Annotated in this window: 27 protein-coding genes and 5 pseudogenes; 12 read left to right on the top strand and 20 right to left on the bottom strand. The window is 56.9% G+C overall.

Translation table 11 applies throughout. From position 1 onward, the window contains the following. Together ACFOFO_RS00005 and pcaF are read left to right on the top strand one after the other, a co-directional pair. The coding region (locus ACFOFO_RS00005; protein ID WP_390330449.1) for a CoA-transferase at nt 1-522 on the top strand (522 nt) is incomplete at its 5' end. Between the two features lie 79 nt (nt 523-601). After that, complete coding sequence (gene pcaF / locus ACFOFO_RS00010) at nt 602-1,816, top strand: 3-oxoadipyl-CoA thiolase (RefSeq protein WP_390328822.1); 1,215 nt, start codon at nt 602-604, stop codon at nt 1,814-1,816. 325 nt (nt 1,817-2,141) lie between these two features. Here the strand turns inward: pcaF and ACFOFO_RS00015 are convergent. The 12 genes and pseudogenes from ACFOFO_RS00015 to ACFOFO_RS00070 all read right to left on the bottom strand — a co-directional run. Then, nucleotides 2,142-2,839: pseudogene (locus ACFOFO_RS00015) on the bottom strand (ABC transporter ATP-binding protein); the annotation flags it as partial. Continuing rightward, nucleotides 2,839-3,768 (bottom strand): annotated as a pseudogene (locus tag ACFOFO_RS00020) (ABC transporter permease). The pseudogenes ACFOFO_RS00020 and ACFOFO_RS00015, both read right to left, overlap by 1 nt. Before the next feature lie 130 nt (nt 3,769-3,898). Next, nucleotides 3,899-4,447 (bottom strand): annotated as a pseudogene (locus ACFOFO_RS00025) (ABC transporter substrate-binding protein); the annotation flags it as partial. Next, nucleotides 4,414-4,710 carry a hypothetical protein gene (locus tag ACFOFO_RS00030; protein WP_390330451.1) on the bottom strand — a complete coding sequence of 99 codons (297 nt, stop codon included), beginning with the start codon at nt 4,708-4,710 and terminating at the stop codon, nt 4,414-4,416. The pseudogene ACFOFO_RS00025 and the gene ACFOFO_RS00030, both read right to left, overlap by 34 nt. Nucleotides 4,711-5,412: 702 nt before the next feature. Further along, entirely contained in the window at nt 5,413-6,324 is a 912-nt protein-coding gene (locus ACFOFO_RS00035) for a LysR family transcriptional regulator (RefSeq protein ID WP_390330453.1), read from the bottom strand. A gap of 40 nt (nt 6,325-6,364) precedes the next feature. Continuing rightward, nucleotides 6,365-7,290, bottom strand: a pseudogene (locus ACFOFO_RS00040) (pirin family protein). A 2-nt stretch (nt 7,291-7,292) separates the two neighbouring features. Continuing rightward, nucleotides 7,293-7,676 carry an OsmC family protein gene (locus ACFOFO_RS00045; protein ID WP_390328829.1) on the bottom strand — a complete coding sequence of 128 codons (384 nt, stop codon included), beginning with the start codon at nt 7,674-7,676 and terminating at the stop codon, nt 7,293-7,295. Nucleotides 7,677-7,990: 314 nt separating this feature from the next. After that, nucleotides 7,991-9,634 carry an MFS transporter gene (locus ACFOFO_RS00050; RefSeq protein ID WP_390328832.1) on the bottom strand — a complete coding sequence of 548 codons (1,644 nt, stop codon included), beginning with the start codon at nt 9,632-9,634 and terminating at the stop codon, nt 7,991-7,993. Next, nucleotides 9,631-10,068 carry a DoxX family protein gene (locus ACFOFO_RS00055; RefSeq protein ID WP_390328834.1) on the bottom strand — a complete coding sequence of 146 codons (438 nt, stop codon included), beginning with the start codon at nt 10,066-10,068 and terminating at the stop codon, nt 9,631-9,633. The genes ACFOFO_RS00050 and ACFOFO_RS00055 overlap by 4 nt, the downstream gene beginning before the upstream one ends. 14 nt (nt 10,069-10,082) lie before the next feature. Continuing rightward, nucleotides 10,083-11,939, bottom strand: a complete 1,857-nt coding sequence (locus ACFOFO_RS00060; RefSeq protein WP_390328836.1) for an amidohydrolase — start codon at nt 11,937-11,939, stop codon at nt 10,083-10,085. A 70-nt stretch (nt 11,940-12,009) separates the two neighbouring features. After that, nucleotides 12,010-12,282 (bottom strand): DUF1427 family protein, encoded by a 273-nt coding sequence (locus ACFOFO_RS00065; RefSeq protein ID WP_390328838.1) that lies wholly within the window; start codon nt 12,280-12,282, stop codon nt 12,010-12,012. A 28-nt stretch (nt 12,283-12,310) separates the two neighbouring features. Further along, a complete protein-coding gene (locus ACFOFO_RS00070; protein ID WP_390328840.1) occupies nt 12,311-12,964 on the bottom strand; it encodes a hydrolase in 654 nt (217 codons plus the stop codon). 338 nt (nt 12,965-13,302) lie between these two features. Between ACFOFO_RS00070 and ACFOFO_RS00075 the strand changes: the two genes are divergently transcribed. Together ACFOFO_RS00075 and ACFOFO_RS00080 are read left to right on the top strand one after the other, a co-directional pair. Next, nucleotides 13,303-13,686 carry a hypothetical protein gene (locus ACFOFO_RS00075; RefSeq protein ID WP_390328842.1) on the top strand — a complete coding sequence of 128 codons (384 nt, stop codon included), beginning with the start codon at nt 13,303-13,305 and terminating at the stop codon, nt 13,684-13,686. Between the two features lie 45 nt (nt 13,687-13,731). Next, on the top strand, nt 13,732-14,511 hold the full coding sequence (locus tag ACFOFO_RS00080) for an alpha/beta hydrolase family protein (protein ID WP_390328844.1): 780 nt from the start codon (nt 13,732-13,734) through the stop codon (nt 14,509-14,511). Between the two features lie 149 nt (nt 14,512-14,660). On the opposite strand, the pseudogene ACFOFO_RS00085 reads toward ACFOFO_RS00080, so the two are convergent. Together ACFOFO_RS00085 and ACFOFO_RS00090 are read right to left on the bottom strand one after the other, a co-directional pair. Beyond that, nucleotides 14,661-15,316: pseudogene (locus ACFOFO_RS00085) on the bottom strand (SDR family oxidoreductase). A gap of 95 nt (nt 15,317-15,411) precedes the next feature. Continuing rightward, the gene (locus tag ACFOFO_RS00090) at nt 15,412-16,176 is read right to left on the bottom strand and encodes an SDR family oxidoreductase (RefSeq protein ID WP_390330454.1); all 765 of its coding nucleotides are present in this window, start codon (nt 16,174-16,176) and stop codon (nt 15,412-15,414) included. Between the two features lie 171 nt (nt 16,177-16,347). Between ACFOFO_RS00090 and ACFOFO_RS00095 the strand changes: the two genes are divergently transcribed. The 7 genes from ACFOFO_RS00095 (at nt 16,348) to ACFOFO_RS00125 (ending at nt 21,792) form a co-directional block, all read left to right on the top strand. Then, the gene (locus ACFOFO_RS00095; protein ID WP_390330456.1) at nt 16,348-17,259 is read left to right on the top strand and encodes a LysR family transcriptional regulator; all 912 of its coding nucleotides are present in this window, start codon (nt 16,348-16,350) and stop codon (nt 17,257-17,259) included. Nucleotides 17,260-17,561: 302 nt separating this feature from the next. Continuing rightward, entirely contained in the window at nt 17,562-18,515 is a 954-nt protein-coding gene (locus ACFOFO_RS00100) for an alpha/beta fold hydrolase (protein ID WP_390330458.1), read from the top strand. A gap of 793 nt (nt 18,516-19,308) precedes the next feature. Continuing rightward, entirely contained in the window at nt 19,309-19,794 is a 486-nt protein-coding gene (locus ACFOFO_RS00105) for a hypothetical protein (RefSeq protein ID WP_390328848.1), read from the top strand. Nucleotides 19,795-19,805: 11 nt separating this feature from the next. Continuing rightward, nucleotides 19,806-20,198 carry a hypothetical protein gene (locus tag ACFOFO_RS00110; RefSeq protein WP_390328851.1) on the top strand — a complete coding sequence of 131 codons (393 nt, stop codon included), beginning with the start codon at nt 19,806-19,808 and terminating at the stop codon, nt 20,196-20,198. A 2-nt stretch (nt 20,199-20,200) separates the two neighbouring features. Beyond that, a complete protein-coding gene (locus ACFOFO_RS00115; RefSeq protein WP_390328854.1) occupies nt 20,201-20,536 on the top strand; it encodes a hypothetical protein in 336 nt (111 codons plus the stop codon). A gap of 46 nt (nt 20,537-20,582) precedes the next feature. Beyond that, nucleotides 20,583-21,344, top strand: a complete 762-nt coding sequence (locus ACFOFO_RS00120; protein ID WP_390328857.1) for a hypothetical protein — start codon at nt 20,583-20,585, stop codon at nt 21,342-21,344. A gap of 268 nt (nt 21,345-21,612) precedes the next feature. After that, nucleotides 21,613-21,792: a hypothetical protein gene (locus ACFOFO_RS00125; protein ID WP_390328859.1), complete on the top strand. Its 180-nt coding sequence runs from the start codon at nt 21,613-21,615 to the stop codon at nt 21,790-21,792. Nucleotides 21,793-21,915: 123 nt separating this feature from the next. Here ACFOFO_RS00125 and ACFOFO_RS00130 read toward each other — a convergent pair whose 3' ends face one another. The 5 genes from ACFOFO_RS00130 to ACFOFO_RS00150 all read right to left on the bottom strand — a co-directional run bounded on the left by ACFOFO_RS00130 (nt 21,916) and on the right by ACFOFO_RS00150 (nt 25,397). Then, nucleotides 21,916-22,881 carry a DedA family protein/thiosulfate sulfurtransferase GlpE gene (locus ACFOFO_RS00130; RefSeq protein ID WP_390328861.1) on the bottom strand — a complete coding sequence of 322 codons (966 nt, stop codon included), beginning with the start codon at nt 22,879-22,881 and terminating at the stop codon, nt 21,916-21,918. Further along, nucleotides 22,878-23,324 (bottom strand): NAD(P)H-dependent oxidoreductase, encoded by a 447-nt coding sequence (locus ACFOFO_RS00135; RefSeq protein WP_390330466.1) that lies wholly within the window; start codon nt 23,322-23,324, stop codon nt 22,878-22,880. Before ACFOFO_RS00135 ends, ACFOFO_RS00130 begins: the two co-directional genes overlap by 4 nt. Nucleotides 23,325-23,567: 243 nt before the next feature. After that, nucleotides 23,568-24,182 (bottom strand): FMN-dependent NADH-azoreductase, encoded by a 615-nt coding sequence (locus tag ACFOFO_RS00140; protein WP_390329416.1) that lies wholly within the window; start codon nt 24,180-24,182, stop codon nt 23,568-23,570. 95 nt (nt 24,183-24,277) lie between these two features. Then, on the bottom strand, nt 24,278-24,667 hold the full coding sequence (locus ACFOFO_RS00145) for a DoxX family protein (RefSeq protein WP_390330460.1): 390 nt from the start codon (nt 24,665-24,667) through the stop codon (nt 24,278-24,280). A 28-nt stretch (nt 24,668-24,695) separates the two neighbouring features. After that, entirely contained in the window at nt 24,696-25,397 is a 702-nt protein-coding gene (locus ACFOFO_RS00150) for a pirin family protein (protein WP_390330462.1), read from the bottom strand. 201 nt (nt 25,398-25,598) lie between these two features. On the opposite strand from ACFOFO_RS00150, the gene ACFOFO_RS00155 reads away from it, so the two are divergent. After that, entirely contained in the window at nt 25,599-26,516 is a 918-nt protein-coding gene (locus tag ACFOFO_RS00155) for a LysR substrate-binding domain-containing protein (protein WP_390328866.1), read from the top strand. Nucleotide 26,517: 1 nt separating this feature from the next. Here ACFOFO_RS00155 and ACFOFO_RS00160 read toward each other — a convergent pair. Next, nucleotides 26,518-26,822: hypothetical protein (locus ACFOFO_RS00160; RefSeq protein ID WP_390330464.1), on the bottom strand; the 305-nt coding region annotated here is incomplete at its 5' end.

Raw genomic sequence — 26,822 nt, forward strand, 5'->3', positions numbered from 1 at the left:
CGCGAAGTGATTTTGCATAGCGAAAATGGCGTGATCGGCATGGGACCAGCACCGGCCAAAGGCGAAGAAGACTACGACCTGATCAATGCAGGAAAACAGCCCGTCACGCTATTGCCGGGCGGCTGTTACTTCCATCACGCCGACAGTTTTGCGATGATGCGCGGCGGCCATCTGGATGTATGCGTACTCGGTGCGTTTCAGGTGTCTGCCGGCGGTGATCTGGCCAACTGGCACACCGGCGCGCCGGATGCGATCCCGGCCGTCGGCGGCGCGATGGATCTCGCCATCGGCGCCAAGAAAACCTACGTGATGATGGAACACCTGACCAAATCGGGTGAAAGCAAACTGGTGCAGGCATGCACTTATCCGCTGACCGGCATCGGCTGCGTCAGCCGGATTTATACCGATCTGGCGGTGATTGACCTGGATCCCGCAGGTGCCAAGGTGATAGAAATCGTTGAAGGACTGACTTTTAATGAATTGCAAAAATTGACAGCGGTAACGCTGATCAACGCTTGCTGATCAGTTCCTTTCCGCAGCAGGCAGCAGGCAATAGACAACCGCTCAACCATAACCCCTTATTTAGGTTCAGGAGATTTCAATGTCCCACGCTTTCATTTGCGACGCCCAGCGCACGCCATTCGGCCGCTACGGCGGTGCCTTGTCCAGCATACGTGCCGATGACCTGGGGGCGATTCCTATTCGTGCACTAATGGCGCGCAATCCGCAAGTTGACTGGCAAGCCGTGGTCGATGTGATCTATGGTTGCGCCAACCAGGCCGGCGAAGACAATCGCAATGTCGCGCGCATGTCGGCACTATTGGCCGGCTTGCCGGTAAGTGTCCCGGGCGGCACCGTTAACCGCCTTTGTGGATCAGGGCTGGATGCGATCGGTACCGCAGCCCGCGCCATCAAGAGCGGCGAGGCTGGACTGATGATTGCCGGCGGCGTTGAAAGCATGAGCCGTGCGCCATTCGTGATGGGCAAAGCGGAAAGCGCATTTTCACGCGCTGCCAAGATCGAAGACACCACCATCGGCTGGCGCTTCGTCAATGCCTTGATGAAAGCGCAATACGGTGTCGATTCCATGCCCGAAACGGCCGAAAATGTTGCCGCCGATTATGGCATCAGTCGCGCTGACCAGGACAAGATGGCGCTGGCCAGCCAAATGAAAACCGTTGCTGCGCAAGAAGCCGGGTTCTTCGATAGCGAGATCACGCCGGTGACGATTGCGCCGAAAAAAGGCGATCCTAAAGGTGATCCAATCGTCGTCAGCAAAGACGAGCACCCGCGCGCCACCTCGCTGGAAGCCTTGGCAAAACTCAAACCCGTCGTCAAGGCCGAAGGCACGGTCACCGCCGGCAATGCCTCCGGCGTCAATGACGGCGCCTGCGCATTGCTATTGGCGGACGAAGCCTCCGCGGCAAAATACAGCCTGGTGCCGAAGGCACGTATCGTCGGCATGGCGACTGCCGGTGTTGCACCGCGCGTGATGGGCATAGGGCCGGCCCCGGCGACGCTGAAAGTGCTGGAGCTGACCGGCCTGACGCTCGACCAGTTCGATGTGATCGAACTCAATGAAGCTTTCGCCGCACAAGGCCTCGCCGTATTACGGCAATTGGGCTTGCAGGATGACGATCCGCGCGTCAATCCGAACGGTGGCGCCATCGCACTCGGCCATCCATTGGGCGCATCCGGCGCACGCCTGGTCACTACTGCGGTCAACCAGTTGCAACGGACTAAGGGACGCTATGCGTTATGCACGATGTGCATCGGTGTCGGGCAGGGAATTGCGCTGGTGCTTGAACGGGTTTAACAACAGGTGGTACGGACCCGGACTCTGAAGGGTGGGCAGTATTGTGTAATAAGCGGGGAGTCCCCCATGCTGCAGGGGCCCCGCATCCTGTTTGCGCGCAGTGCTGTGCGCAGCGTTGCGCTCGGCGCGCCATAAAGCCGCAATTGACAAAGATCGACTGTGCAGTAAGACGTTGTTGCACGGATGGTGGTCTGACGTACAATGCGACGTTTCTCGGCACCTTCGCCTATCCGCACACTGCCCAATAAACACAATGCTGATCACCTGTAACACATCCCGAAACGGAAAAAATGACGGTGACGACCCGGGCCGAATAGGATGACGGGCCTGAGACATCGAGAACCACGTTGCCCTCATGCAGCATCACCGTGCGTGTGCCGTAATCGAGCGCTTGGCGCATGCTGTGCGTGACCATCATTGCGGTGAGCTTGCCCGCCTCAACGAGCTTGGCGGTGAGTTCCAGGACGAACGCCGCGGTCTTGGGTCGAGTGCTGCCGTATGTTCATCCAGCAGCAGTATGCGCGACGGCTTGAGCGACGCCATCAGTAGGCTGATGGCTTGGCGCTGCCCGACCGAAAGCAAGCCCATACGGTCGGCCACGCGGTTCTCCAGGCCGAGGTTGAGGATGCGCAACTTGTCGCGAAACTCCTCGCGTAATGTTCGGGTCGAAGAAAAACCGAGGCCGCGGCGCTCGCCGCGCTTCCACGCCAGCGCCATGTTTTCTTCGATCGTCAGGCCTTCACAGGTGCCGGCCATCGGGTCCTGAAACACGCGCGCGACGAGGTCGGACCGTTGCCACGCCGATTTCTTGGTGACGTCAACGCCGTCGATGTGAATGCTGCCGCGATCGACCAGAAGATCGCCGCTGACCGCATTCAGAAAGGTCGACTTGCCGGCGCCATTAGAACCGATGACGATGACGAATTGGCCCTTGGGAACCGTCAACGCGAGCCTACGCAACACCCTGTTCTCGATCGGCGTACCAGGGTTGAAAGTGATCTCGAGATTGTCAGCGCGCAACATTATTTGATCTCCTTGCGCATCAATGCGGAGTTGCTGCGGACACCCGGAATCAGGCCGGCCAGTTTGCGCTTGTAGGTGGGGACCAGCAGCGCGAACGTGACCAGCACCGCTGTGACCAAATGGAGGTCCTGCGCCTTGAGACCGATGAAGTCGGTGTTTAGCGCCAGGGCGATGAAGAAGCGGTACGGTACCGCACCAAGGATGCAGGCCAGCGTGGTGACAACCAGACTGCGGGCGGGCAACACGGTCTCGCCGATGATCACCGCTGCCAGGCCGATCACGATCGTGCCAATGCCCATGGAGATGTCCGCCCCGCCTTGGGTTTGCACGAACAGGGCCCCGGCCAACGCGACCAGTGCGTTGGAGATCGCAAGTCCCCACACCGTCAGACGGTTGGTGGAGATCCCCTGCGCCCGGGCCATGCGTGGATTACTGCCGGTGGCCCGCATAGCCAGCCCGGTTTCGGAGGCAAAGAACAGATCTATCAGGATCTTGGCGACCGCCACGATGACCAGAAGTACCAGCGGCTTCAGCCAGTATTCCGGTATGTCACCGAAGGCGACCATGCTGAACACCGTCGGCTTGTTGATCAGCGCGACATTCGGCTTGCCCATGATGCGCAGGTTCACCGAGTACAGCGCGATCATTACCAGAATGCTGGCAAGCAACTGCATGATCCGCAGATGCACGTTCAGCCAGGCGGTGAGATAGCCGGCAATGCCCCCGGCCAGGATCGCCACGGCAGTGGCAGCAAATGGGTTTCAGCCGGCGGCGATCAGCGCGGCCGCGACCGCCCCGCCGAGCGGGAAGCTGCCATCGACCGTGAGGTCGGGGAAATTGATGATGCGAAACAACAGGAATACGCCAAGCGCGACAAGTCCAAAGATGAGACCGATCTCGATGGCGCCCAAGGAAGCAATGAGCGACATGACAGATACCTCAAGTAGTTGACTGCAACGGCGCGCCGTGGCACACCGAGCGATGAAGTTGTTGGTTGCAACGGCGCACCGTGATGCACCGAGCGACCAAGTATTGGGGCGGCGCAGCGGGCGCCGTGCCTTACTTGACGACTACCTTTGCTGACTTGACGAGGTCGTCCGACAGGGTCACGCCTTCCTTCTGGGCGGCGCCTGGATTGACATGCAACTCGAACGTGGGGCTGGTTTGCGAGGCTATCTTGCCGGGCGCCTCGCCCTTGAGAATGCGCACGACGACCTTGCCGGTTTGGCGGCCGATGTCGTAGTAGTTCAAGCCCAGTGCGGCGGTCGCGCCGCGCTTGACCGCAGCGGTATCGGCGGCGATCACCGGTATCTTGGCTTGCTGGGCGATCTTGACGATCCCCTCGAACGCAGACATGACATTGTTGTCGGTCGGTGCGTAAATCACGTCGACCTTGCCGATCAGGCTCTGCGTGGCGCTGGGCACGTCAACCGTGCGGGCGGCAGCGCCCTCTATCAGGGTCAATCCAGCGGCAGGCATCGCCTTTTTGAGCGCGTCGATGATCGCCACCGAATTCGCTTCGCCCGGGCTGTAGATCACGCCGACGCGCTTGGCATTCGGTGCAATTTTCTTTATCAACTCAAGTTGCTTGGCAAGCGGTGACTGGTCATGCCTGGCACCAATATTCCTGCGCCTAGGACCAGTATCGCCAACTGCTTCGAGATACGCTTATCCATGTTGCCACCATTATTGAATGATGAAGTTGAACGACCGGGACAGGTTGCAAACTCACAATCGATGCCGTTGCCATGTACTCCAGCAATCCGATACAGCGTAAGCGCGATGTATTCCATCACCCCTGCCAGATAATTGTGCAATAACGATAGCTGGGTCATCGGCCTCAATAGCCAACCAGTGACAGTCTGCTTCATGCCGGGCGATCACCAACACATTATCCGCCTGATTATTTTCCTTGCCTGTGCACTAATTTGCTGGCACTTCATCGATACAGCAGCAAATCCGTAGTTGGGCAGCGAATTGACCGGCTGGGGTTTTCTGGCATCGATCTGGGCAGCTTGGCCGTGGGTGGCAAGCCGTAAAAACATGCCTTGAGGGAATGTACCTCACGATGGGTTTGGCAAACCGCACATCTTGAGCGTCTTGACGCTGCTGGTGTTGGGTGTGGCCGGTGGCGGGATATACACGTGCGTTCGGCCGTGCCTCGCCCAATGTCGAGATGATTAGTTACTCGGTGACGTTTTTCTTGCACTTCATCCCGGCGCTCACAGAGACATTAACGCGATTTCCATTGGGGGCACCACTCTTTTTCAATGCGGACGCGCCTGGCTTGAAGATGATCTGGAGTGCTGTTCGTGTTGCTCCTCATCGGCGTTGCACTCAAAGTCAGATATGTGCGATCGGCGAGCTGAGCACACAGGATACCTTGACTTATATAAATCAAGCATTTAGCTAACATTGATGAGTGCCATTTTTACGTTGGAGCACCGAGAACATATATGAACTGCAGGGGGCGACTTAGAGGGAGCATTGTGCACAGGATGCCAAAGTGCCAGATTCTCCGATTTCCGTACATCAGAAAAATGACACCTGTCTACACCCGTCCAATGCGAGCGCTACGCCGGCACAGACGCCCACATCTCCGATATCAGCTCGGGACGATCCAATTGACGGACCCACCACTTCAGTGCTTCGCCTTCATGGTCGGCGTGCCACGCAAGATGGAAGCTTCGTGAGAGTGGCGGAGTATCCAACTCTTTCGCCACCAATTGCCCGCGTTCGATGTGCCGACGAGCGACGCACACCGGCAGAAATCCACTGCCCAATCCCGAAAGCTGAAGACGAAGCTTAAAATCGATGTTTGAAACAGTAACGGTTTCTTGTCCCTCGGCAAGGCCTAGCGTGCGAGGTTCAAGCTGGTGCGAGGTGTCGCCCATCGCAATCGCCCGATATTCCGACACCTGTAGTGTGGTCAATGGGGCCGTCGCATTTGCCAAAGGGTGGCTAGGCGCGACACAAAACACCATCTCAAGCGTGCCGATCGGGCGGCTGGCATAGCCTGAAAATGGTGGATCGCCCAACGCACCGATGACGACATCGGCACGCCGGGTATACAGCGCATCCCAGGATCCTCCCAGCACCTCGTGTGAAAACCGGAGACGAGTCGCAGTACTCTCGCCATAGAATGCCGTAATGTACGGAACCATCGCCTCAAACGGCACAGTGGTTTCAATCGCGATCCGCAACTCGGTTTCCCATCCAGTTTCAATGCGGCTGGCGCGGCATTCGAGGTCTGCGGCATCCCGCAGCAACTGGCGCCCGCGCTGCAATAGAACACGACCCGTATCCGTCAGCTTCGCGCGGTGACCGGTGCGATCAAATACAGTGATGCGAAGATCGGCTTCCAGTTTTTGAACAATATAAGACAGTGCAGATGGCACTTTGTGCAGTTCATCGGCGGCAGCGGCGTAACTGCCGCGTCGTTCTATCGCATCAATCGCTTGCAGGGCTTCCAGTGTCAATTTCATCTTCATTTCGTCGTGCCCTCGTGCTATCGCACGCAGAAAGTTATGGGTAGTACACCGGCTTTCCTGGAATATCCGGAAGCGGAATAAATTCCGTTTCTCCCGGCACTTTAGGAAAGTTCTGATTTTTCCAATCTTCCTTGGCTTGTTCGATGCGACCAGCAGAGCTCGATACAAAATTCCACGTCAGGTAACGGGGGCCGTCCATGGGTTCGCCGCCCAACAATATGGCGCGTGCCGCAGACGCGCCGGATGCAGACAAAGTCGCAGTCGCATTCGGTTTCAGGACCAGCAACTGTCCGGCGTCATAAATCCCGTCCTTGCCCAAGTCGAGTCGTCCCTCAACCACGTAGATTGCCTGCTCCCCATATTCGGCCGGCATCGAGAGCCGCGCGCCAGGTTGCAACCGCAGATCGACGTAGAACAGGTCGGACAAGGTCGGCACCGGCGACTGACGGCCGAAGAAACTACCCGCGACAATACGGCCAATACACCTTCGCCCTCTTCGACCGGCAACCCTGCTGTTCCGACATGCACGAAAGTCGGTTCAATTTCCTCATGGTCGCGCGGCAACGCAACCCAGCATTGCAGACCGAATAGAGAAGACTCTGCTTGCCGCACTTCCGGCGCGGTGCGCTCGGAATGAACGATGCCGCGTCCTGCGGTCATCCAATTCACTTCCCCGGGACGAATCGTTTGCACAGTGCCTAAGCTGTCACGGTGGAGAATCGCGCCATCAAACAGATAGGTGACTGTGGCCAACCCGATATGCGGATGAGGTCGAACGTCCAGACCCTGTCCTGCGGCAAACTCATGCGGTCCCATTAGATCGAGAAACACAAAGGGGCCGACCATTCGCCGTTGCTGCGACGGCAACGCGCGACGGACTTCGAAGTTGTCGCCCAAGTCGCGCGTACGCGGCACGACAACGACCTCCAGGACACTCCCTGTTGTAATGCCATCGGTCACGGTCAGTGCGCCTCCGTCACGATCTGTATTTGCCCTGAAAGTGTTTTGTGGACCGGGCACTTGTTGGCAATGTCGGTCAGACGTTGCCTTTCTTCAGCGCTGAGATTGCCGATGTAATGAATATTGCGGACAAGTTCATAGGTGTCACCCCTTTGTCCGTGCTGAATACTCACTTCAATATCCTGCAGGTCCATACTCTTGCGCCTGGCATATATGGTAACTGTTAGCGAAGTGCAGGCGGCGAGCGCAGCGGCAAGCAAGTCATGGGGCTCCGGGCCCGTCTCTTCGCCTCCGGATGTGCGCGGCGCATCCGATACGATGGCGTGCGGCCCTATCTGAATTCGACACTGCAATGCACCGTCGCCACGGCGGCTTTTGACTTCCATTGGATGCTCCTTCGTTTCAGTTTCAAGCTTCGCTTATTTCGTCGACCGATGGATGTCCGACACCGGGCAGAATGAAGAGTAAACATCTGCCGACGATGGTCGGGTTTTTCAGGAGCCGAACAAACGCCATTGTGACACCAACTTACGGCTTCCGATTAACATTGAAATCAAGATGAATGCGGCCAGACCTGCCGCGCCTAGTATTGCCTTGCCCCGGGAACATCAATGTGATACCGCCGAGGATTTCGGTCAGAATCACCCACGGTCGTCTGCACAGCAGCGCACACGACAAGTTGCCGTCCATTTTTCTTTACTCACGTGTCCAATGGGCCGGTTTGCATCACGGGCTTTTCAAGTGCCACATAATGCGAGACCTTTGGCGGCTGCGCGCCGGAATGGAATTTCACTACCTCGCTCTGCAGATCCGCATCGGCTACGGAAACGCGCCGGTGCTGCCGAAGGTGTTCCGCCCACGACTCGACGAAAAACCACTCGAGGATGCGTTCAGAATCAGCCGTGTCCTCGGTCATTCCCCATGCATAGGCACCATCGCGCCGTCGCTCTTGCGACAGGAGGGTGAGCGAATCAAAGAAGCCGCTGCGATCCTGTGCCTTGACTTTGTATTCGACCGTCACCAGTACGGGACCGCGATCATGGTCCACCTGTTCTGCAATGGCCGGTTCCGGCCAATGGTTGGACGGCGTCAGGTCGGCCTCCGCCGCGGGCAACTTGTAGCGATGCGCGACGAGGGCCGCAATCGCCAGCAGGGCGCCGCCGACCAGCAGCGTTGATGGCACCCCGATGCGCTCTCCGACGGCGCCCCAGCAGAGGCTGCCGGCAGTCGTCGCGCCGTTGAATGCCATCAGATAGATCGCCAACCCGCGGCCGCGCACCCAGTTCGGCAACACCCCCTGCGCCATGGCGTTGAGCGTTGTGAGCACGGCGATCCATGCGGCGCCAAGGAACAACGCCAGTACTATGCCGGCAATTTGCGGTGGCTTGAATGAAATTGCCGCCAGGATGCCTGCCAGCATCAAAGATGCCATCAATACAAGACCGTCGGCACTCAATTTCTTCCGTAAGGGTGGCATGACCATCGCCCCCAGAACGGCGCCGGCACCGATGGCGCCCAGCATCGCGCCATAAAAACCGGCGCTACCCCCAAGCACGTCGCGCGCCACCATCGGCAGCAACGCCCATGCGACATTGGCAAAGAAGAAGAACAGGGACGCGCGGAACAGGATGCGGCGCAAATCCCTGCTTGCCCACGCGAATCGCAGGCCGGCGCGCATTGCGCCGGCGAATTGTTCGCCGAGCTGGTCGTCAGTCTTGGGAGCGCGTCGCCACCAGACGATGGCGCCAATCACGAGTACATAGGTAGCAACATCAATGCTATAGGTGACGGCGGCGCCGATGGCGGCGAGCAACAGGCCGCCGATCGCAGGACCAATCGCGCGCGCAATATTGAACCCCAGCGAGTTGAGTGCGATCGCACCCTTCAGCTCGTTCTTCGACACCAGTTCAGGCACGATCGATTGCCAAGTTGGCCCCAGCAGTGCAGCGCCAGCGCCGCCGGCAAATGTCAGCAAAGCCAGATTTGTGACGGTCATCTTGCCTGTCGCGGCAAGCACGGCAAGGATCGCGCTGACACCCGCCAGGAATAGTTGGACGATGATGAGAAACTTGCGGCGATCGACGATGTCTGCCAGTGCGCCGGCGGGAATGGCAAGCAGAAAGACCGGTAGCGTCGCCGCCGCCTGGATCATCGCCACCGAACTTGGCGAGTTCGATATCTCTACCACCAGCCAGCCGCTGGTGACATCGCGTATGAAGGTCCCAACGTTGCCGACCACGGTTGCCGACCACAGCACGGCAAACAAGCGATGACGCAACGGTGCGAATGCGCCGGGCGATGCCGCCGCCGGCACGGAGGAAACCCCGGTTTCAGGTCCGCTCATGTATCGCAAGCTCGATGCGCGAGAATGGCAGCAACGGCAAAACCGCCGATGATCGCAACATGCTCAAAGAATGTCGCCGCCTGATGGCCGCGCTCCGCATCCGGAAAATGCCAGAAGGGATGGGCCAGCAGCGTCGCAAACACGGTGAAGACCGCCAGCATACCGGCGCCCAGCCAGCAGAACCTGCGTGTCATGAACAACGCAGAGCCGCCAAGCTGCACAAGAATGACTGCTGCGGCAATGCTGGCAGCCGGCTGCAAGCCGAGCCCGCTGACTTCGGCGCTTGCTCCCGCAAAATCCGTGAGCTTGACTATGCCGCTAATGAAAAATGGCGATGCGAGCGCAAGGCGCGCAGCGTATTCGAGGAACGGCTGTGCCATCAGGCGGCGCAGCGGAAGCGGCACGCCGCCCCGATGGGTAAGGTTATTTTGCATGATGTTCCTTGGTATCAAAAGGCCCAGCAGGAACAGCCGAGCGCACCCCAAAACGAGCGCTGATCATCGATTTCGTCAAACCACGCATGGCGATGAGCATGCCCATGCACACCGCACGTCGACGTGCAATCGCACAATGCCTGTGCGAACGAGCGGCTCGCTGTTGGCGTCGTACGCCGGGGTTGATATCCGCCGAAGGTGCGCACTGGCGACCAGTCAGGCATTGCCGGCGGCAAGGACGGAGCGAGCGAGGAAAAGTCATCCGAGCCATGTACCACCTTTCCGCCGAGAACGGTCAGTACCGATTGGATGTCCTCAATCTCCGCTTCAGGAATAGCGAAATAATCCGCCGACAACGCCACGAAGTCAGCCAGTTGTCCAACCTTGATCTGTCCCTTCTTGCCTTCCTCCGATGAGTACCAGGTATTGCGCTCGGTCCAGAGTCGCAGCGCTGTTTCGCGGTCGAGCAGATTGCTTTGCGGATAGAGCCGTGTACCCCCAAGCGTCGTGCCGGTCACCAGCCAGGCAAGCGATACCCACGGGTTATAGGACGCAACGCGCGTCGCGTCGGTTCCGGCGCCGACCGGCACCCCGGCCGCCAGCATTTTTTTCACCGGCGGCGTCCGCTCCACCGCCTTGGCGCCGTAGCGCTCGATAAAATATTCGCCCTGATACATCATCCGGTGCTGTACGGCAAAGCCGCCCCCGAGTGCAGCGACACGGTCAATGTTGCGGTCAGAAATAGTTTCTGCGTGATCGAAAAACCAGTGCAGACCATTGAACGGCATGTCGCGGTTCACCTTTTCGAACACGTCGAGCGCGCGCGAAATCGACTCGTCGTAGGTTGCATGCAGCCGCCATGGCCAGCGGTGTTCGACCAGTATGCGAACCACCTCTTCCAACTGGTCTTCCATACCGGCGGCGAGATCGGGGCGTGGCTCCTTGAAGTCTTCAAAGTCGGCCGCGGAAAACACCAGCATTTCGCCAGCGCCATTATGCCGATAGGAATCGGTGCCCTCGCCCGGCTTTACCATCTCCACCCAGCGACTGAAATCGGCGACCTCACCCCCGTTGTTTTGGGTGAACAGGTTGTACGCAATGCGCACGGTCAGTTCGTCGTTATCCGAGAGTTTCCGGATGACTTCGTAGTCTTCCGGATAATTCTGAAATCCGCCGCCGGCATCGATCACGCCGGTGACGCCAAGCCGATTCAGTTCGCGCATGAAATGCCGGGTCGAATTGATCTGGTATTCAACCGGCAGCTTCGGCCCTTTCGCCAACGCCGCATAGAGTAGCAGCGCATTCGGCTTGGCCAACAGCAGGCCGGTCGGCTCACCGCGCGCATCGCGCTCGATCTCGCCGCCGGGTGGATTCGGCGTGTCCTTCGTATAACCGGCCGCACGCAGCGCTGCGCCATTGAGCAGTGCCCGATCGTACAGATGCAGAATGAATACCGGCGTATCCGGTGCGACTGCATTGAGTTCCGCCAACGTTGGCAAACGCTTCTCGGTGAATTGTTGCTCGGTGAAGCCGCCCACGACCCGCACCCACTGCGGCGGCGGCGTAACGGCAACCTGACGTCGCAGCATCGTCATCGCCTCAGAAAGTGAACGTACGCCGTCCCAGCGCAGCTCCAGGTTGTAATTCAGCCCGCCACGGATGACATGAATATGGCTGTCGATCAAGCCTGGAATGATGCGCCGGCCCTTGAGGTCAACCACGCGCGTATTCGTGTCGGCAAGCGCACGTACCTCTTGGTCTGAACCGACTGCCAGGAAACGGCCATTACTCACGGCAACCGCTTCCGCCGTTGGGTTGCCCTTATCCAGCGTGGTGAATCTTCCGTTGGTATAAATCAAGTCTGGTGTCATGACTCACCTCTTCTCAATTGGAATGGCAGTACAGCGACGAGACGCGCAAATTCACCGGGCGATGGGAGCGCTATTCAATGGTTTTCACAACGGGCTTGTCCGGCGGAACCGGCGGGCCGCCGGTTCCGGTTATTTTCGGCACGCATTCTTTGGCAAACCACGCCGTAGTGATCGGTTCACCCTTCATCAGGCGGGTTGCCAATGGAACAATTTGTTCGCCGATCAGCATGCCGAGCAAGCCGAGCAACGCGATTGCCGGCGGCGCAGGAGAGCGCACATTGAGCAGTCCATAAATAATGCCAACCAGCACTCCTGCTGAAATGGATATCACGTAAAGCTTCATGTCGCCCTCGCTTGCGGTCAGTATGCGTTCAGTGTCCTTCGCCGGCACCAAACATCGACTTCGCGTAGATCAGGCCCAGACCATATGCTCCGCCATGCTTGATCGATGTCTCTACGGTCTGGTTGTACGTTTCGCCGCGCGCCCAGTCGCGTTGCAACTCAAGCAGGTACTGCAGCGAGGTCATCGGACGCGCACCCATCTGCAGCATGCGTTCCATCGCCCGGTCATGCGCCTCATTCGACACGTCACCGCAGGCATCGGCGATGACATATACCTCGAAGCCCTGGTCAATCGCGGATAAGGCCGGGCCGACGATACAGACCGAGGTCCAGAGGCCGGCGAGCACGATTTTCTCTTTATTGAACTGGTTGACGCGCTCAGCGATACGGCTGTCTTCCCAGGTGTTCATGGTGGTTCTGTCGATCACGTCCGCTTCCGGGAAGACGCTCTTGATTTCGTCGAAAATCGGTCCGGAGAAAGTCTTCTCCGCAACCGTAGTGAGGATGGTCGAGACTTTGAATTCCTTGGCGGCCCTACTGACAAGCGCGGCATTGTTGCGCAAGGAAATGGCATCGATCGACTTGGTGGCGAAGGACATCTGCGACTGATGGTCGATCATAATCAGCACATGATCGTTTGGGTCGAGCAGCGTTTTTCCAGGTTTGGCAATTGCGACTGGCATGTTCTTCTCCTATTTAGTTTAGACATGGAAATATGCCCCGATGTGTATGGGAGCTCGTTGCTGACTACCCTGCCCAGCTTTGCAAACACGGTGAAAGGCGACTTCAGAGTCGAACATTCAGCGAGCCAAGTCAAATGAAGAAATCTGAACAAGTTAATCGAAAATTTCGAGCAATGCGGTTGATCTGCACCTACCTGATGCAAATGCATCCTAGCGTCATTTTTCTGACGCAATCGAGCAAGACGAAGTAGCATGAACGTGTAAAAATACTGCGTTGTCCGCACGTGACCAATGATCGCTGTTTCTCTGTCACAAGAATTATTTAAAACGAGTATGTTATGAAGACACGAAAAGCGCTCGACGACCTGAACCGTGCCCTGCGCGAACTGCATCAGGCGCTGGTGAAGGTCGCTCGCCACGAATACGAAAAAGAATGGGGGCAAGTCGATCCAGGTCAGCTGTTGCAGCTCCTGACACGGCATCCGCAGTTCGACTGGCTGCATCAGTTGAGTGAGTTTATGGTGGATATCGATGAAATCCTCGACAATGAAATGGTATCGAAAGCGGATATGCGCACAATATTCGCCCAGGCGAAATCGATGCTGTCCCAATCGGTCACCGAGCCTTCCGATTTTTCCACGCACTACTTCGAGGCGATGCACGGCGATCCTGCGATCGTCATGGCACATGCGAACGTTCGCAGGGTTCTCGCATCCCGCTAGCCTAATTTTCAGTCCTCGGTTGAGACATACACCAGGAGTCCTCGAATGAAGATAGAACGCACTGAATTTCCCGGCGCAGATGGACAAAAACTTTCTGCACGCCTCGATGCGCCTGACGGTCCGGTTCGCGCGTTTGCGTTGTTTGCACATTGCTTCACCTGCGGCAAAGACGTCTTTGCTGCGAGCCGAATCGCGCAGGCGCTGACGGAACACGGCATTGCTGTGTTGCGCTTCGATTTCACCGGTTTGGGTGCGAGTGAAGGAGAATTCGCCAACACCAACTTCTCTTCCAATCTGGCCGATCTACTCGCCGCGTCCAATTTTTTACGCCAGGCTTACCGAGCGCCGTCATTGCTTATCGGTCATAGCTTGGGAGGGGCGGCGGTACTTGCTGCGGCGATCGACATGCCGGAAGTGCGCGCGGTCGTCACCATCGGCGCTCCGAGCGATCCGTCACATGTTGCCGGCCTGTTCCGAGCGCACCTCGACCAGATCGAAAGTGCTGGCGAAGCCGAAGTGCAGCTCGCCGGACGACCGTTCCGCATCAAGAAGCAGTTCCTGCTCGACGTTGCGGAACAAAAGCTCACGGGCAAGATCGGCAGCTTGCGGCGGGCGCTACTGGTCATGCATTCACCGCGTGATGACACGGTCGACATTACGAATGCGATGCAGATCTTCACTGCGGCAAAGCATCCGAAAAGCTTCATATCGCTGGACGCCGCCGACCATCTGCTTACCCGGAAGAGCGATGCTGTCTATGTGGCCAACATGATTGCAGCGTGGAGCGAACGGTATATCGCTACGGACGCTGCGAAAAAGGCATGAAATTTGAGCGAAGGCGCAAAACCATCGCCTGCAGAACAAATCTCGAAGCGTCGTGACTTCCATAAGCCACTGCGACGCGGGTGGACAAGTGTCGATACTTCTGACAAATAATCGGATGAGTTCCCCCGGTTGCCCGGGGGCGGCCGGAATTACAATTGGCTCATACCGCCGTCAACGATCAACTCGGTGCCGACGATGAATGCAGCTTCTGGCGATGAAAGGTACACAACCGCACTCGCCACTTCGTCTGGGGTACCAAAACGCTTGAGCGGGATTTGCGCCTGTATGCCGGCGGCTACTTCGTCCAGCTGCTCGGCGGGGATGCCAAGGCGACCGTACAGTGGCGTCGCGACCGGGCCTGGGCTCACCACATTGACGCGCACGCCGCGGCCGATCAGTTCGGACGACAAGGTTTTGGCGAGCGAAATCAACGCCGCCTTGCTTGCCGCATATACACTGGAAGTGGGCATGCCGATATGAGCATTGATGGAGCCGTTCAGGATGATTGCCGCTCCGGGATTCAGCAGTGGTATCAAGGCTTGTATCGCGAAATAGGCGCCTTTCACATTGATGCTAAAAGTCTGATCCCACAATGCTTCGTCGACCGCTTCCACGGGAGCGAGCTTGGCGACGCCTGCATTGATAAACACGGCATCGAGCTTGATGCCCAGGCCGCCCAAGGTGTTTGCCAAATCTTTGGCAGCATGACGCGCGCGCCTTGCCTGGCGAATTCCAGCGCAGTGGCCAGACCGATGCCACTATTGCCGCCAGTGACGAGTACAGATTTGTTGTCGAAACGTTTCATAATAAATTCCTGGATTGATGTTGAGATTGCCGAATGTTCTGCCGCGAGATTGCGAAGAAACATCATTGGTAAATAGTTCGAGATATTTTCAAAGCTCAGGTGCGCGTGATGGATGCTCCTCCGTCTACCAGCGAAGCCGTGCCGGTGACAAAAGAAGAATCATCGGAGGCCAAGTACAACACCGAGCGCGCCAGTTCTTCTGGTTGCGCGGTACGTTTCAATGCATGCAGATTGGTCACAAACGTTTGCGATTCGACGGTGTTGTTCATGCCCCGGTACATTTCTGTGTCCACGGCGCCAGGCAGAATCGAATTGACGCGCACTCCTTGCGCGCCATATTCGGCCGCCAATGCCTGAGTCAGCCCAATCAATCCCGATTTACTTGCAGCATAAGCGGCCACACCGGGGAAGGCAAAACTATGGCCAACGAAGGTCGACGTGAAAATAATCGAGCCGGCACCCGTTTTCAACATCGCTGGAATTTGATGCTTGGCACCCAAAAAGGCGCTGGTCAGATTGGTGTTTAGGGCTTCTGTCCAACCTTGTTCGGATATGTCGGTAGTTGGGCCCATTTCACCCAGAGTGCCCGCATTGTTGAAAGCAACATCGAGGCGGCCAAATTTGCTCAATGCCAACTCAACCAGGGCTTGCGCATAAGCTTCTGATTGGACGTCACCCGCAAGGGCAACCGCCACACCACCCACCGACGTGATTTCCGCCACCAAGCTATCGAGCTCTGGCTGACGACGCGCTGCGACCACCAGCTTGGCGCCTTCGCTGGCAAACAGTTTTGCGGTTGCTCGACCTATCCCTGAACTTGCGCCGGTGATGATGGCGACTTTTCCGTTTAAACGATTCATGGTGCTGCTCCTAATAAAGTAATTGATTGGCTACGGGGTCAATGACTGATCGGGCATTGGCGCGGTTGCTCAGCCCGTAGACACACTATATGATTTACAAATGCATACATCAATGCCATAAAAAATGATGATGCGTTCAGTATTTGTGAATCAGCAACTGGAGAGAACGATATGGATCGCTTGCGTGCGCTCGAGGTATTTGTGGAGGTGGTACGAAAAAATGGCTTTGCGCGCGCGGCCGACGCGCTGGAGACATCCCCTGCCAATGTGACGCGCTATGTGCGCGATCTGGAATCCCATCTGGGCACGAGGCTACTCAATCGCAGTTCGCAGAAGATGTCACTGACGGAAAGTGGAGAGACTCTGTTTGAGCGGGCCAAGGCCATCCTCGATGAAGTGGCAGAAGTCGAGCTGATCGCATCATCAGCTACCATGCAGCCACGCGGACTGCTTCGTATTAACGCACCGCTAAGCTTCGGCATTCTGCATCTGGCACCGCTGTGGCCGCAGTTCCTGCAGCGCTATCCTGAAGTGGAGCTGGACATTGCACTGGTTGACCGCGTGGTCGACATCGTTGAGGAAGGTTATGACCTGGCGATACGTATCTCGCGCACCGGTTCAACCTCCTATGCGGCGCGCAAACTCGCCACCTCGCACAACATCGTCTGCGCTTCTCCTGCCTATCTGCGCAAAAACGGTTCACCGAAAACTCCGTCCGACCTGATCGGCCACACTTGCATTGGATACAGTTACGCCGCTACAGCCGACGAGTGGAATTTCACCGATGAAAATGGCCACGCGAATCCGGTAAAGGTGTCATGCGTTATGCACACCAACAATGGCGATACCGCACGCGCGGCGGCGCTGGCGGGACTTGGCATCATCTGGCAACCCAGCTTTTTGATCGGTGCCGACTTGCGCGCCGGTAGGCTTGTGCCGCTGTTACCCGGCTACCGACTGCCAGACATTGATGTGCTGGCCGTTTATCCGAGTCGTCGTCATCTCAGTGCGAAGGTTCGCGTGATGGTCGATTTCCTAGCTGACGCTTTCAAAGAGACACCCCCATGGGACATGGATGTCTAGTGCAAGCCGTCACTGTCAACTCATGTCGCTCGAATCTGCACTTACCGCAAGATGAGGAAACAGTCACTGATAGTCAAGCGCAATATGGAAAGCAGCCTACAATGAAAAAACGCTGCAACTGAAGAAAGAAAATCAAACAAATCAATATTTTCCACTGGAAGTTTGTGTACACAAGCCGATATTTGAAGCGATGTGAGGCACTTCATGCCCGCTGAATCTGCCTTGTTTGCCACCCCTGAATGCGCTGCCGGTAAAGCGATGAGTCAACAGTATTTCTTTCAATAATAACTTGGAGAAGCTCCATGAAAAATTTGTTGAATTCCCTCCGCACGATCACACTTATTCAGACTATAAGAGCTACGGTTTATACCGGCTTGCTCGCTCTTGCAGCGGCTGCTGTCTTTGGGGCTTCTGCATTTTCTCAAGCCCCACAAAGCCGCTTCGCGGACGTCAATGGAATACGCATTCACTATCTGGTTTCTGGCAAAGGGGACCCCGTAGTACTTTTACATGGCTACGCTGAAACAAGTCATATGTGGCTTCCGTTAATAGAACGGCTCGCAAAGTCACACACCGTGATCGCTCCCGACCTGCGCGGGTTCGGGCAATCGTCCGCCCCGCCAGACGGCTACACAAAGGTAGGCATGGCCCAAGATATTCACGCCCTCGTGTCCGGCCTTGGCTTTGACCATATTGGACTTGTCGGGCATGACATCGGACTGATGGTCGCTTATGCGTATGCGGCACAGTATCCCAAGGAAGTGGATCGGATCGTGTTGATGGACGCGTTCTTGCCCGGGGTAGGCAATTGGCGCGACGTTTGGCTGCTGCGCGATCTGTGGCATTTCCATTTCTACGGTGAGACAGCGCTCGGACTCGTGAAGGGACGTGAGCGCATCTATTTGGAACATTTCTGGAATGACTTTGCCGCTGATAAAACGCACTCCGTTCCCGAGCGCGACCGTAAGTTTTACGCAGCAGCCTATGCACAACCGGGCCACATGCGAGCAGGTTTCGAGGTCTTCCGCGCATTCGAGCAAGATGCAAAGGATTTTGAGCAGTTCGCGAAAACACCGTTACCAATGCCAATGCTTGTTCTCACCGGTGAAAAAGCTTCTGGTGAGTTCTTGATACAACAGGGACGACTTGTGGCGACAAACGTGGAGGGCATCGTTATCCCGAGATCCGGCCACTGGCTCATGGAGGAAGCGACTGATCAGGTTGTTCCAAAGCTTGTAGAATTTCTTAATCGCTAAATCGAAAATTTAATCCCAATTGACTGGCGATAGAGGGGTGACTGAGAAGTGGCCTGGGCATTGACCCAGGCCCCGGAAGCGGACGCGCTCACGCTTGCGTGCAACAAATCTGGCAACTTCCACGCAACATGTTCTGAAGGAAATTCCTTCGAGGCGATGCCGCTGGACTCGCCACGGCTTCCCCTCAAGAATAAAGCGGCTTGTGCGTATTCTTTGTGGTGTTTACTTCGGTTTTATAATTGATGCTGCATGAATAGGGTGCGTCGGAACTCCGTGTCGAATGGGAACGAGTGACGCTGAGCTTTGCGAAGAATGCGCACGGCGCCGTGTCCAAGGCGAGCGCCGAGGGCTCACACACGGTCAGGGAGTGCTCCGCAGTAAATTGCGCGGCCATTACCAAAGAGCAATACCCAGACAAATCACGCTGTTAGGTAGCATTCAGGAAACCATCGCCCGCCGTGTCAGAGAATTCCTTCCAAAAGACGGAAGTGCCTCCTTGACATTGATGCGCCGCGAACTAAATTACTACGCACTACCGATAAAATTAGGGAACACTTGTTCCCTATTGGCGGTTGGAGTGTCGCCTCATGCGCTTGGGCGTGGCCTCATCCCTCCGGTTCGATTTCGCGTTGTTTTGGGGATGGGGATCGAAGGTGCGACGAAGCATTCTCAGCGGTAACGATAGCAGCGCGGTTCGGATTTGTTCGTTCCGATTTTTGTCGCACCATGCAGCGTTCGATCGCCCGGTTCCGCTCCAACGGTCAAGTTCATTTTCTTTCCAGCGAGGTATTCTATGACAATACGCTCATTCTTCGCGGTTGCTGCCACCGTACTCTATCTGTGCTCCGAACTGGTCCACGCCTCTCCAGCGGCAACCATCAAATCGGCCACGAAACTGACCTTCGGCGACACCGGCACGCTGTTCGTAGCGGACTGGAAGGGGGCCCGGATCTATACGCTGCCGGTTCCGGTGCCGAAAGCTGCCGCCGCCAAGCCATTCAATCTCAAGGACATCCAGGGTCCCATCGCCACCGCATTGGGCGTTCCTCAATCGTCGATTCGATTCGAGGACCTGGCCGTGCAGCCCGGCAGCGAAATCGCCTATGTGTCACTGACCGTGCGGCGCGGCAAGTCGCCGGCCCAAGCGGCGATCGTCTCCATCGACGCCAGTGGCAAGGTCAAGACGGTCGACTTGCGGAAAGTAGCGGGCTCGGCGGCGATCACCGACGAGCCGTCCGCCGACCAGTCGTTCTGGCGCGACCTCCGGCGCAGAGCCTGACTGTGACCGACATGAAGTTCTATCAGGGCAAGCTCTACGTGGCCGGCCTGTCCAATCGCAGCTTCGCGTCGACCTTACGAGTCTACGATTTCCCGTTCAACGGCAACCCACGGGCGTCGACGATAGAAATGTATCACCCGGTCCACAACGAGGTTGAAACGCGGGCGCCGATCCGCGCCATGGCCGTGATGTCGGTCGGCGGCGAGCCGACCCTGGTGGCGGCATATACCTGCACGCCGTTGGTGACCATCCCCTTGAAGGATTTGAAGGATGGAGCGCATATCGTGGCCAAGACGGTCGGCGAACTGGGATGGGGCAATGTGCCGGTCGGGCTGGTGACCTTCAAGCTCGGTGACGTCGATTACGCACTGGTGGCGAACTCGAGTCGCGCATCGATCTCCTGACCTTGGCGGACATCGCCGATGGAGCCGCCAAGCCGGGTCTGAGCACGCCGATCGACTGGCCGACCAAGCCCTACCTGGGGGTCAAGGCGATGATGGTGCCGCTGTCCGCTTCGATGCGGGTCGACAACCTGAACGACAACCTGCTCCTGGCGCTGCGGCGCGACGACGCCACGGGCGACATGCAGCCGGTGTCGATTCCAAAGGGCGCGTATCTGCGCTTGAGTGACTTCGTCAACGAGTACGACTTCGCGGACTATCAATATCCTCCCACCGACAAGTTCCGCGATTTCCACAAGTTCGGCCGCACCATCGAGGGTTACCCCGAGCTAGCGCGCTAGGGACGCGAAAACGGTGCGGCGTCAGCGTGCATACAGGTACGAACACATGACCATCAATAGCGGCCGCCTTCTGGGCTTCGCCCTCGCACTCGCGGTGGTTTCGCCCGCGGGCCATGCTGCGCCTCAGGTGACGCCGTCGGGGGATGGCGTACCGGAGAACCTGCTTCGCATCGAACTCCAACTCGACACGCCGCTGGCTTCCCCGTTGGACATGCACCACGTGGTGCTGCTCGACGAGGCCGGCGCACCCATCGACGATGCGTTTCTCGACGTCCCGCTGCATAGCCGGGACGGTATGCGCGTGTCCATCCTGATGCACCCCGGCCGCATCAAGACCGGGGTGGGACCCAACATTGCGCTGGGTATGGCGCTGCACAGCGGCGAGACCGTGGTGCTGGCAATCGACGATCCGCAATTTCCCGAGCCGATCAGAAAGACCTGGGTGGTTGGACCGGCGCTTCGGCAGCGTATCGATCTCCAGCGCTGGGCAATTCGCGTTCCCGCGGCGGCCAGCCGCGAGCCGCTACGGATCGATTTTCCCGCGGCGCTGGACTCCAGTGCCGCACAGATGATCGCGGTGGCAGCATCGGACGGACGACGATTGGCGGGACAGGTCACGCTGGCGAAAGGAGAAACCCAATGGCGCTTTATACCTTCGTTGCAGTGGCGGGCCGGGACTTACGAATTGCGCGTCCACCCGAGCCTCGAGGACCCCCAAGGCAATCGTCTTTGCTCGGCGTTCGAGCAGCCGGGGCAGAGTATCAAGTCATGCCGGGATGGGGGCAGGATAACGTTTGCCGTGCCGTAGAAGGCGAGCGACGACAAAACGAATCGGGCCGGAAGATTCGCAAGGGGGATGATTCATGTTTAAGCGTATGCGCGTTGCGTTCGCCTTCTAGCTCGCTTTGCCCTGCCTCGCGGCCTCCGGCGCGGGGCGAGGATGCGACCGCCGTGCCGAAGGGATCGCAGACAGACGACGCCTTCTGGACGACGTTTCATCATGGCTCTTTGTCGGTCGGCGGCCCTGCGGCTTCGGCGATAGCGACCGGCCGCAGGCAGGTTACGACCTGAAGACCGTGGCGAACGAACTCCGGCTATTCGTTTCCCAAATGAACCTGGCCGTCAGCGGCAAGCTCGACGTGGCCGACCATGACGTCGGCACCTGGATCGCCTGCGCCTATCCCTACGACGATTTACATGACACGCAACGTGTATGCCCCGGAGAAAGGAGTCAAGGCTATTCGAACTGGATCTAAACGTCGTTATTGCGACAAGGTTGCGTTTCTCAATAAGTCGAAAAAAACGCTGGATCGCTATGCTCAGCACAACCAACTTGCTGGACCCGGTGCATTTTGCGATTGAGTATTTTTCAATTCCGCCTATTTAGCGGCCGCGCAAGCAGAACTCGGAAAGAATTCTTCCAACATGTAACCGGCGTCTACCCATGCTTCCAAGCCACCTTGTAGTGGGCGCACCCGGGTATAGCCGCGGTCTATCAGTATCTTCGCGGCACGCGCTGCCGATTCCTCATTGGGACATGTGCAGTACAAAATGATTTCGCTGTCGGTTGGGAGGTGGCCAATCTGGGCATCTACCTCCCCGATAGTCACCGGCAACGCACCGGGTATGCTGCGCCGGTCAAGCTTACGAGCGACATTGGAACGAACGTCAACAATCACAGGTTTCTCGCCTCCCGCCATCAACTGTTGCAGTTCATCGACACTGATCCGTGCCATGCGCAGCATCTTATACAAACGCCGCCGTTTCCACCATTTGATCACGATGTAGGCCACCAAGAGTCCCGCCACAAGTACCAACGCAATGGTGCCCATGCTTTCCAAGCGGGCAAAGAGATCGTCAATCTCCTTATGAAATAAGAACCCAGCACAGATCGCAGCTCCAACCCAGACAACCGTCCCAACACTGTCATAAAACAAGAAAGAAGCCCATCCAAGGTGCATCACGCCAGCCATCGGTGGTGCCATCGTTGACAAACCGGGAATAAATTTCGCCACCATCAGCAAACTACTGCCCCATCGATCGAAGCGCACTTCAGACTGCCTGACGCAAGAATCAGGAGAAAGCGAAACGCGGCACAAAAGCTTTAGCACCCCGTTGCCGAAGTGCCGGCCGGCCCAATACCAAACGGCATCGCCGATGATGCAGGCAACAAACGACACCGCAAATACAGCAAAGACTGAAAGCTTCGCGTCGGCGGCCAGGGCTCCGGCAACAATCATCGTGGGCACCGCTGGCAATGGCAAACCGAGCTGTTCCAACAACACATTGGCAAACACTAGCAACAGTCCGTACTGTGCTATGAGCAATACTAATTCTTGCATCATCGGTTACAGGCTCCAAGCATCACTGTTTCCCGCTGGGGACTGGTCAAACAATTGATAAACGTTAGGCCAGTAGTCCAGTTCACAGCGCATCCCCCATCTCTACTGATTAAACGATGAACACTATTTTTAGTGTCCCAGTCAATCGCGTTCTTGAACACGCCAGGTACGGGACTGTTGTATTCAGGGGTGGCCAACAGTACGCCATCAGCGCCAGCGATCAGTTCTTTTAACGCTGTTACTGGCGATGGAATACCGTGCGTCTGCTCTATGTCACCATCATAGAGCAGGATTCCCTTGAGTATCGCGACCTCCAACGTGGCTCCGTCCGGCACCAGTGCTGCAGCCGCACGCAACAAGGCGGTATTGTACGAATGGCTACGTAGGCATCCTGTAATCCCTATGATTCTTGTCGTAGTGTTCTCCTGTTGATATAACGGGTGAATTCATGGCCCCTTCCCTGCCATAGTTTCATGTTTTTCACTCAAGACCAAATTGTTGAATGGGGTGTGAATCACCGTACCGCGTTTGATCGTCATGGTAAAGGAGCCTTCTCGCAGATCTCGGCCAAGGCACTACATTCGACATTTTGTAATGACAAGGCGGATGGGTTCATAGGATAAATCGCTTGAACGAATAAGAGGCACGGCACCCTGCGGATGCCATGCCCGCCCTACAATTTAAAGCGTTCAGGCTGCTACTAATTCGCCAATTGCCTGTCGGGTTTGCGTCAGCGCATCGGCCACCGCCGCGTCGCCCATCGCCAGCCCTTCGGTATGAATGAAGGTGATGTCGGTCAGACCGATAAAGCCCAGCACCGCACGCAGATACGTTTCGTGGAAATCCATCGACTTGGCCGGGCCTTGACTATAAACGCCGCCGCGCGAGGTAAAGATATACACCTTCTTACCCTGAACCATGCCAACCGGGCCGGTTTCAGTGTATTTGAATGTCAAGCCAGCGCGGGCCACATGGTCGATCCAGGCCTTCAGTGTCGAGCTGACGGAGAAGTTGTACATCGGCGCGCCGAGCACAATGGTATCGGCGCTCAGCAGTTCAGCCACCAGGTCATCGGACAATTGCACAGTCTGCGCCTGTTCTGGGGAACGTTGCTCTGCCGGCGTAAAGAACGCTCCCATCATTTGTTCGGTCAGGTGCGGCACTGGGTTGGCTGCCAGATCGCGCTCGACGATCATATCGGCAGGCTGGACGGCCTGCCATTTACTCAGGAATTCAGCGGTCAGCTGACGGGAAATGGAACCTGTATTGCGGACACTGCTATTGATGTGAAGAATGGTTGCCATGATAGGTAAGCCTTTTAAAAGTGGAGTTGCGGGATGCAATCAATGACTGCGCACGGACAATCACGATGAGGAAGTATCTGATGCAGATGCAGTGGTTACCGCTTGGCTACGGGCTGCTCACGTTGCAGCACCAGCAACATGCCGCCGACGATCGCCAGGTTCTTGAGGAACTGCGTCAACTGGTTCTGGAAGCTCGCTGCATCGGCGCTCCAGAAGGCATGGAAAACGAAAGTGACGGGGATCAAAAACAGCGCCAATACCAGCGCCGACCAGCGCGCCTGCCATCCGGTGATCAACATCAAGCCGCCACCGATTTCAATCACGATCGTTATTGCCAGTAACAGGCCGGCGAGCGGCAGGCCGGAACTCGCCATCCAGCCCGCCACGTACGCAAAGCCAATGATTTTGTAAATGCCGGAAATGAAGAATAATGCGCCGAGGAAAGCACGGCCGAGGGGGTAAGACAGTTTCGATACATTTTGCATGGCAATCTCCTGATATGGTTGGACGGAATTAATAAGGCAAATCGAATAACAAGACTTCGGCCGCTTCGGCCTGACCAAGAGTGAGCAGGTTTTCCTTGGTCACTTTCAGTGCGTCGCCGGTCGCCAGTGCGACACCGTTCACGGTCAGTTGCCCGCGCACCACATGCAGGTATGCGGTGCGGCCGGGTGCGAGTTGGTGCTGGACTTGATCATCACCGTTCAGGATCGATGCATAAATTGCCGCATCCTGATGGATCAGCACCGAGTCGGCACGGCCGTCCGGCGAGGCGATCAGGCGCAACTGGCCCTTTTTCGACTCTGGATTGAAGTGCTTCTCTTCATATCCTGGCGCAATCCCTTGCACGTTGGGTTCAATCCAGATCTGGAGGAAATGCACCAGTTCTGACCGGGAATGATTGAACTCGCTGTGCCGCACCCCGGTTCCCGCAGTCATGCGTTGAACGTCGCCATAATGCAATACCGAGCCGGTGCCCATGCTGTCCTTGTGTTCCAGCGCGCCGTCGAGTACATAGGAGATGATCTCCATATCACGGTGCCCATGGGTACCGAAGCCTTGGGCCGGTTGCACGCGATCCTCGTTGATCACGAGCAGAGGACCGAAACCGGTGTGTTGCGGGTCCTGGTAGTGACCGAACGAAAAGGTGTGGTGCGAATGCAGCCAACCGTGATTGGCAATCCCACGATCCTCACTTTTGCGAATTTGTAACATCAGGTTCTCCTTCGGTTCCTTGTTGACACCATCGAACGATACCGAGATGGGTCATGGTTAATTGCAAGTGCGATAATTTCGAACAATGAAATTTGCTAATATTCTTGCTGTTACCTCAGAAATTCCAATGAATCGGATTATGCTCGTGTAGAAACCAAAAGAAAAACGGAAAATTTACCACTCTATGATCGAAAATATCGAATGTTAAAATTAAGCCTCGAAGCGCTGCAGATCATCGACGCGATTGACCGTCGCGGCTCGTTCTCGGCAGCTGGTAAGGAGTTGCACCGGGTTCCTTCGACCATTTCTTACACAGTCGCCAAGCTCGAAGACGATCTCGGCGTACAAGTATTCGAACGCATTGGGCCGAAAGTCAGCCTGACGCGCGCCGGACAAGAGTTGCTGAAGGAAGGACGCTACCTGCTCAAGGCGGCGGGAGATTTGGAATCGCGCGTCAGGCGGGTCGCTTCTGGCTGGGAAACTGAACTATCCATCGGGATGGATTCGCTGTTTTCTCCAATTGGGCTGAAGGACGATATCGATGCCTTCTACGAGATTGCCGATCAGACGCGCTTGCGTATCGTGCATGAGGCGCTATCCGGTACATGGGAAGCGTTACTGGACCGACGGGTTGATTTGCTGATCGGCGCCGCGGGTGAAGGCCCATCCGGCGGTGGCTATATCGCCGTGCCTATGGGGTCCATTCCCTTCATCTTCGCCGTAGCGCCAACGCATCCATTGGCCAAAGCTCCTGAACCTCTCGACACAGCAGAACTACGTGCTCATCGCGCGATCTCGGTCGCGGATTCGGCACGAAAATTACCGCCGCGCACGGTGGGACTGGTATTCGGTCAGGACACACTGACCGTGTCCGATATGCGAAACAAGTATGAATTCCAGCTCGCAGGACTTGGATTCGGCTTTCTGCCGGAACCTACCGCGCGCACCGCGCTTGCGGACGGCTTGCTGATCGAGAAAAAGGTGCACGAGCCAAAGCCGGTCGAAACGTTTTATCTTGCTTGGCGTACCGGCGAAGACGGCGCGGCATTAAAATGGTGGATCGATCGCGTCCAGAAAAAGGAAATGCTGGAGCGACTGATGCTATCGCCCGGACACTGATTCATGATTTAACCTCATAGTGAGAGCTGACGGAGAACGTCACGATAAGATGCCCTTCCCTGATAGTTTTTTCCTCTAGCAGCCGAAGCGCCATCGAACAGTCGGCACGATTTGGCAAGACAGGAAAGTGGTTGCCAAAGTCAGGGCTAGCTGCCACTCCGTTACACAGCAGTCTGGCACCGTCAATGAGACTCACCCGTCCTGTCACTTTCAATTCACTGAGTCCGCCGTTACCAATGCGCTCAAGTGGTACATTATTTACACGCGATTCATACTCCGTCGTCCACTTTTCAGGAAAACATGATG

The sequence above is a fragment of the Pseudundibacterium arcticum genome, from assembly GCF_042646465.1.
GTDB lineage: Bacteria > Pseudomonadota > Gammaproteobacteria > Burkholderiales > Burkholderiaceae_D > Undibacterium_A > Undibacterium_A arcticum.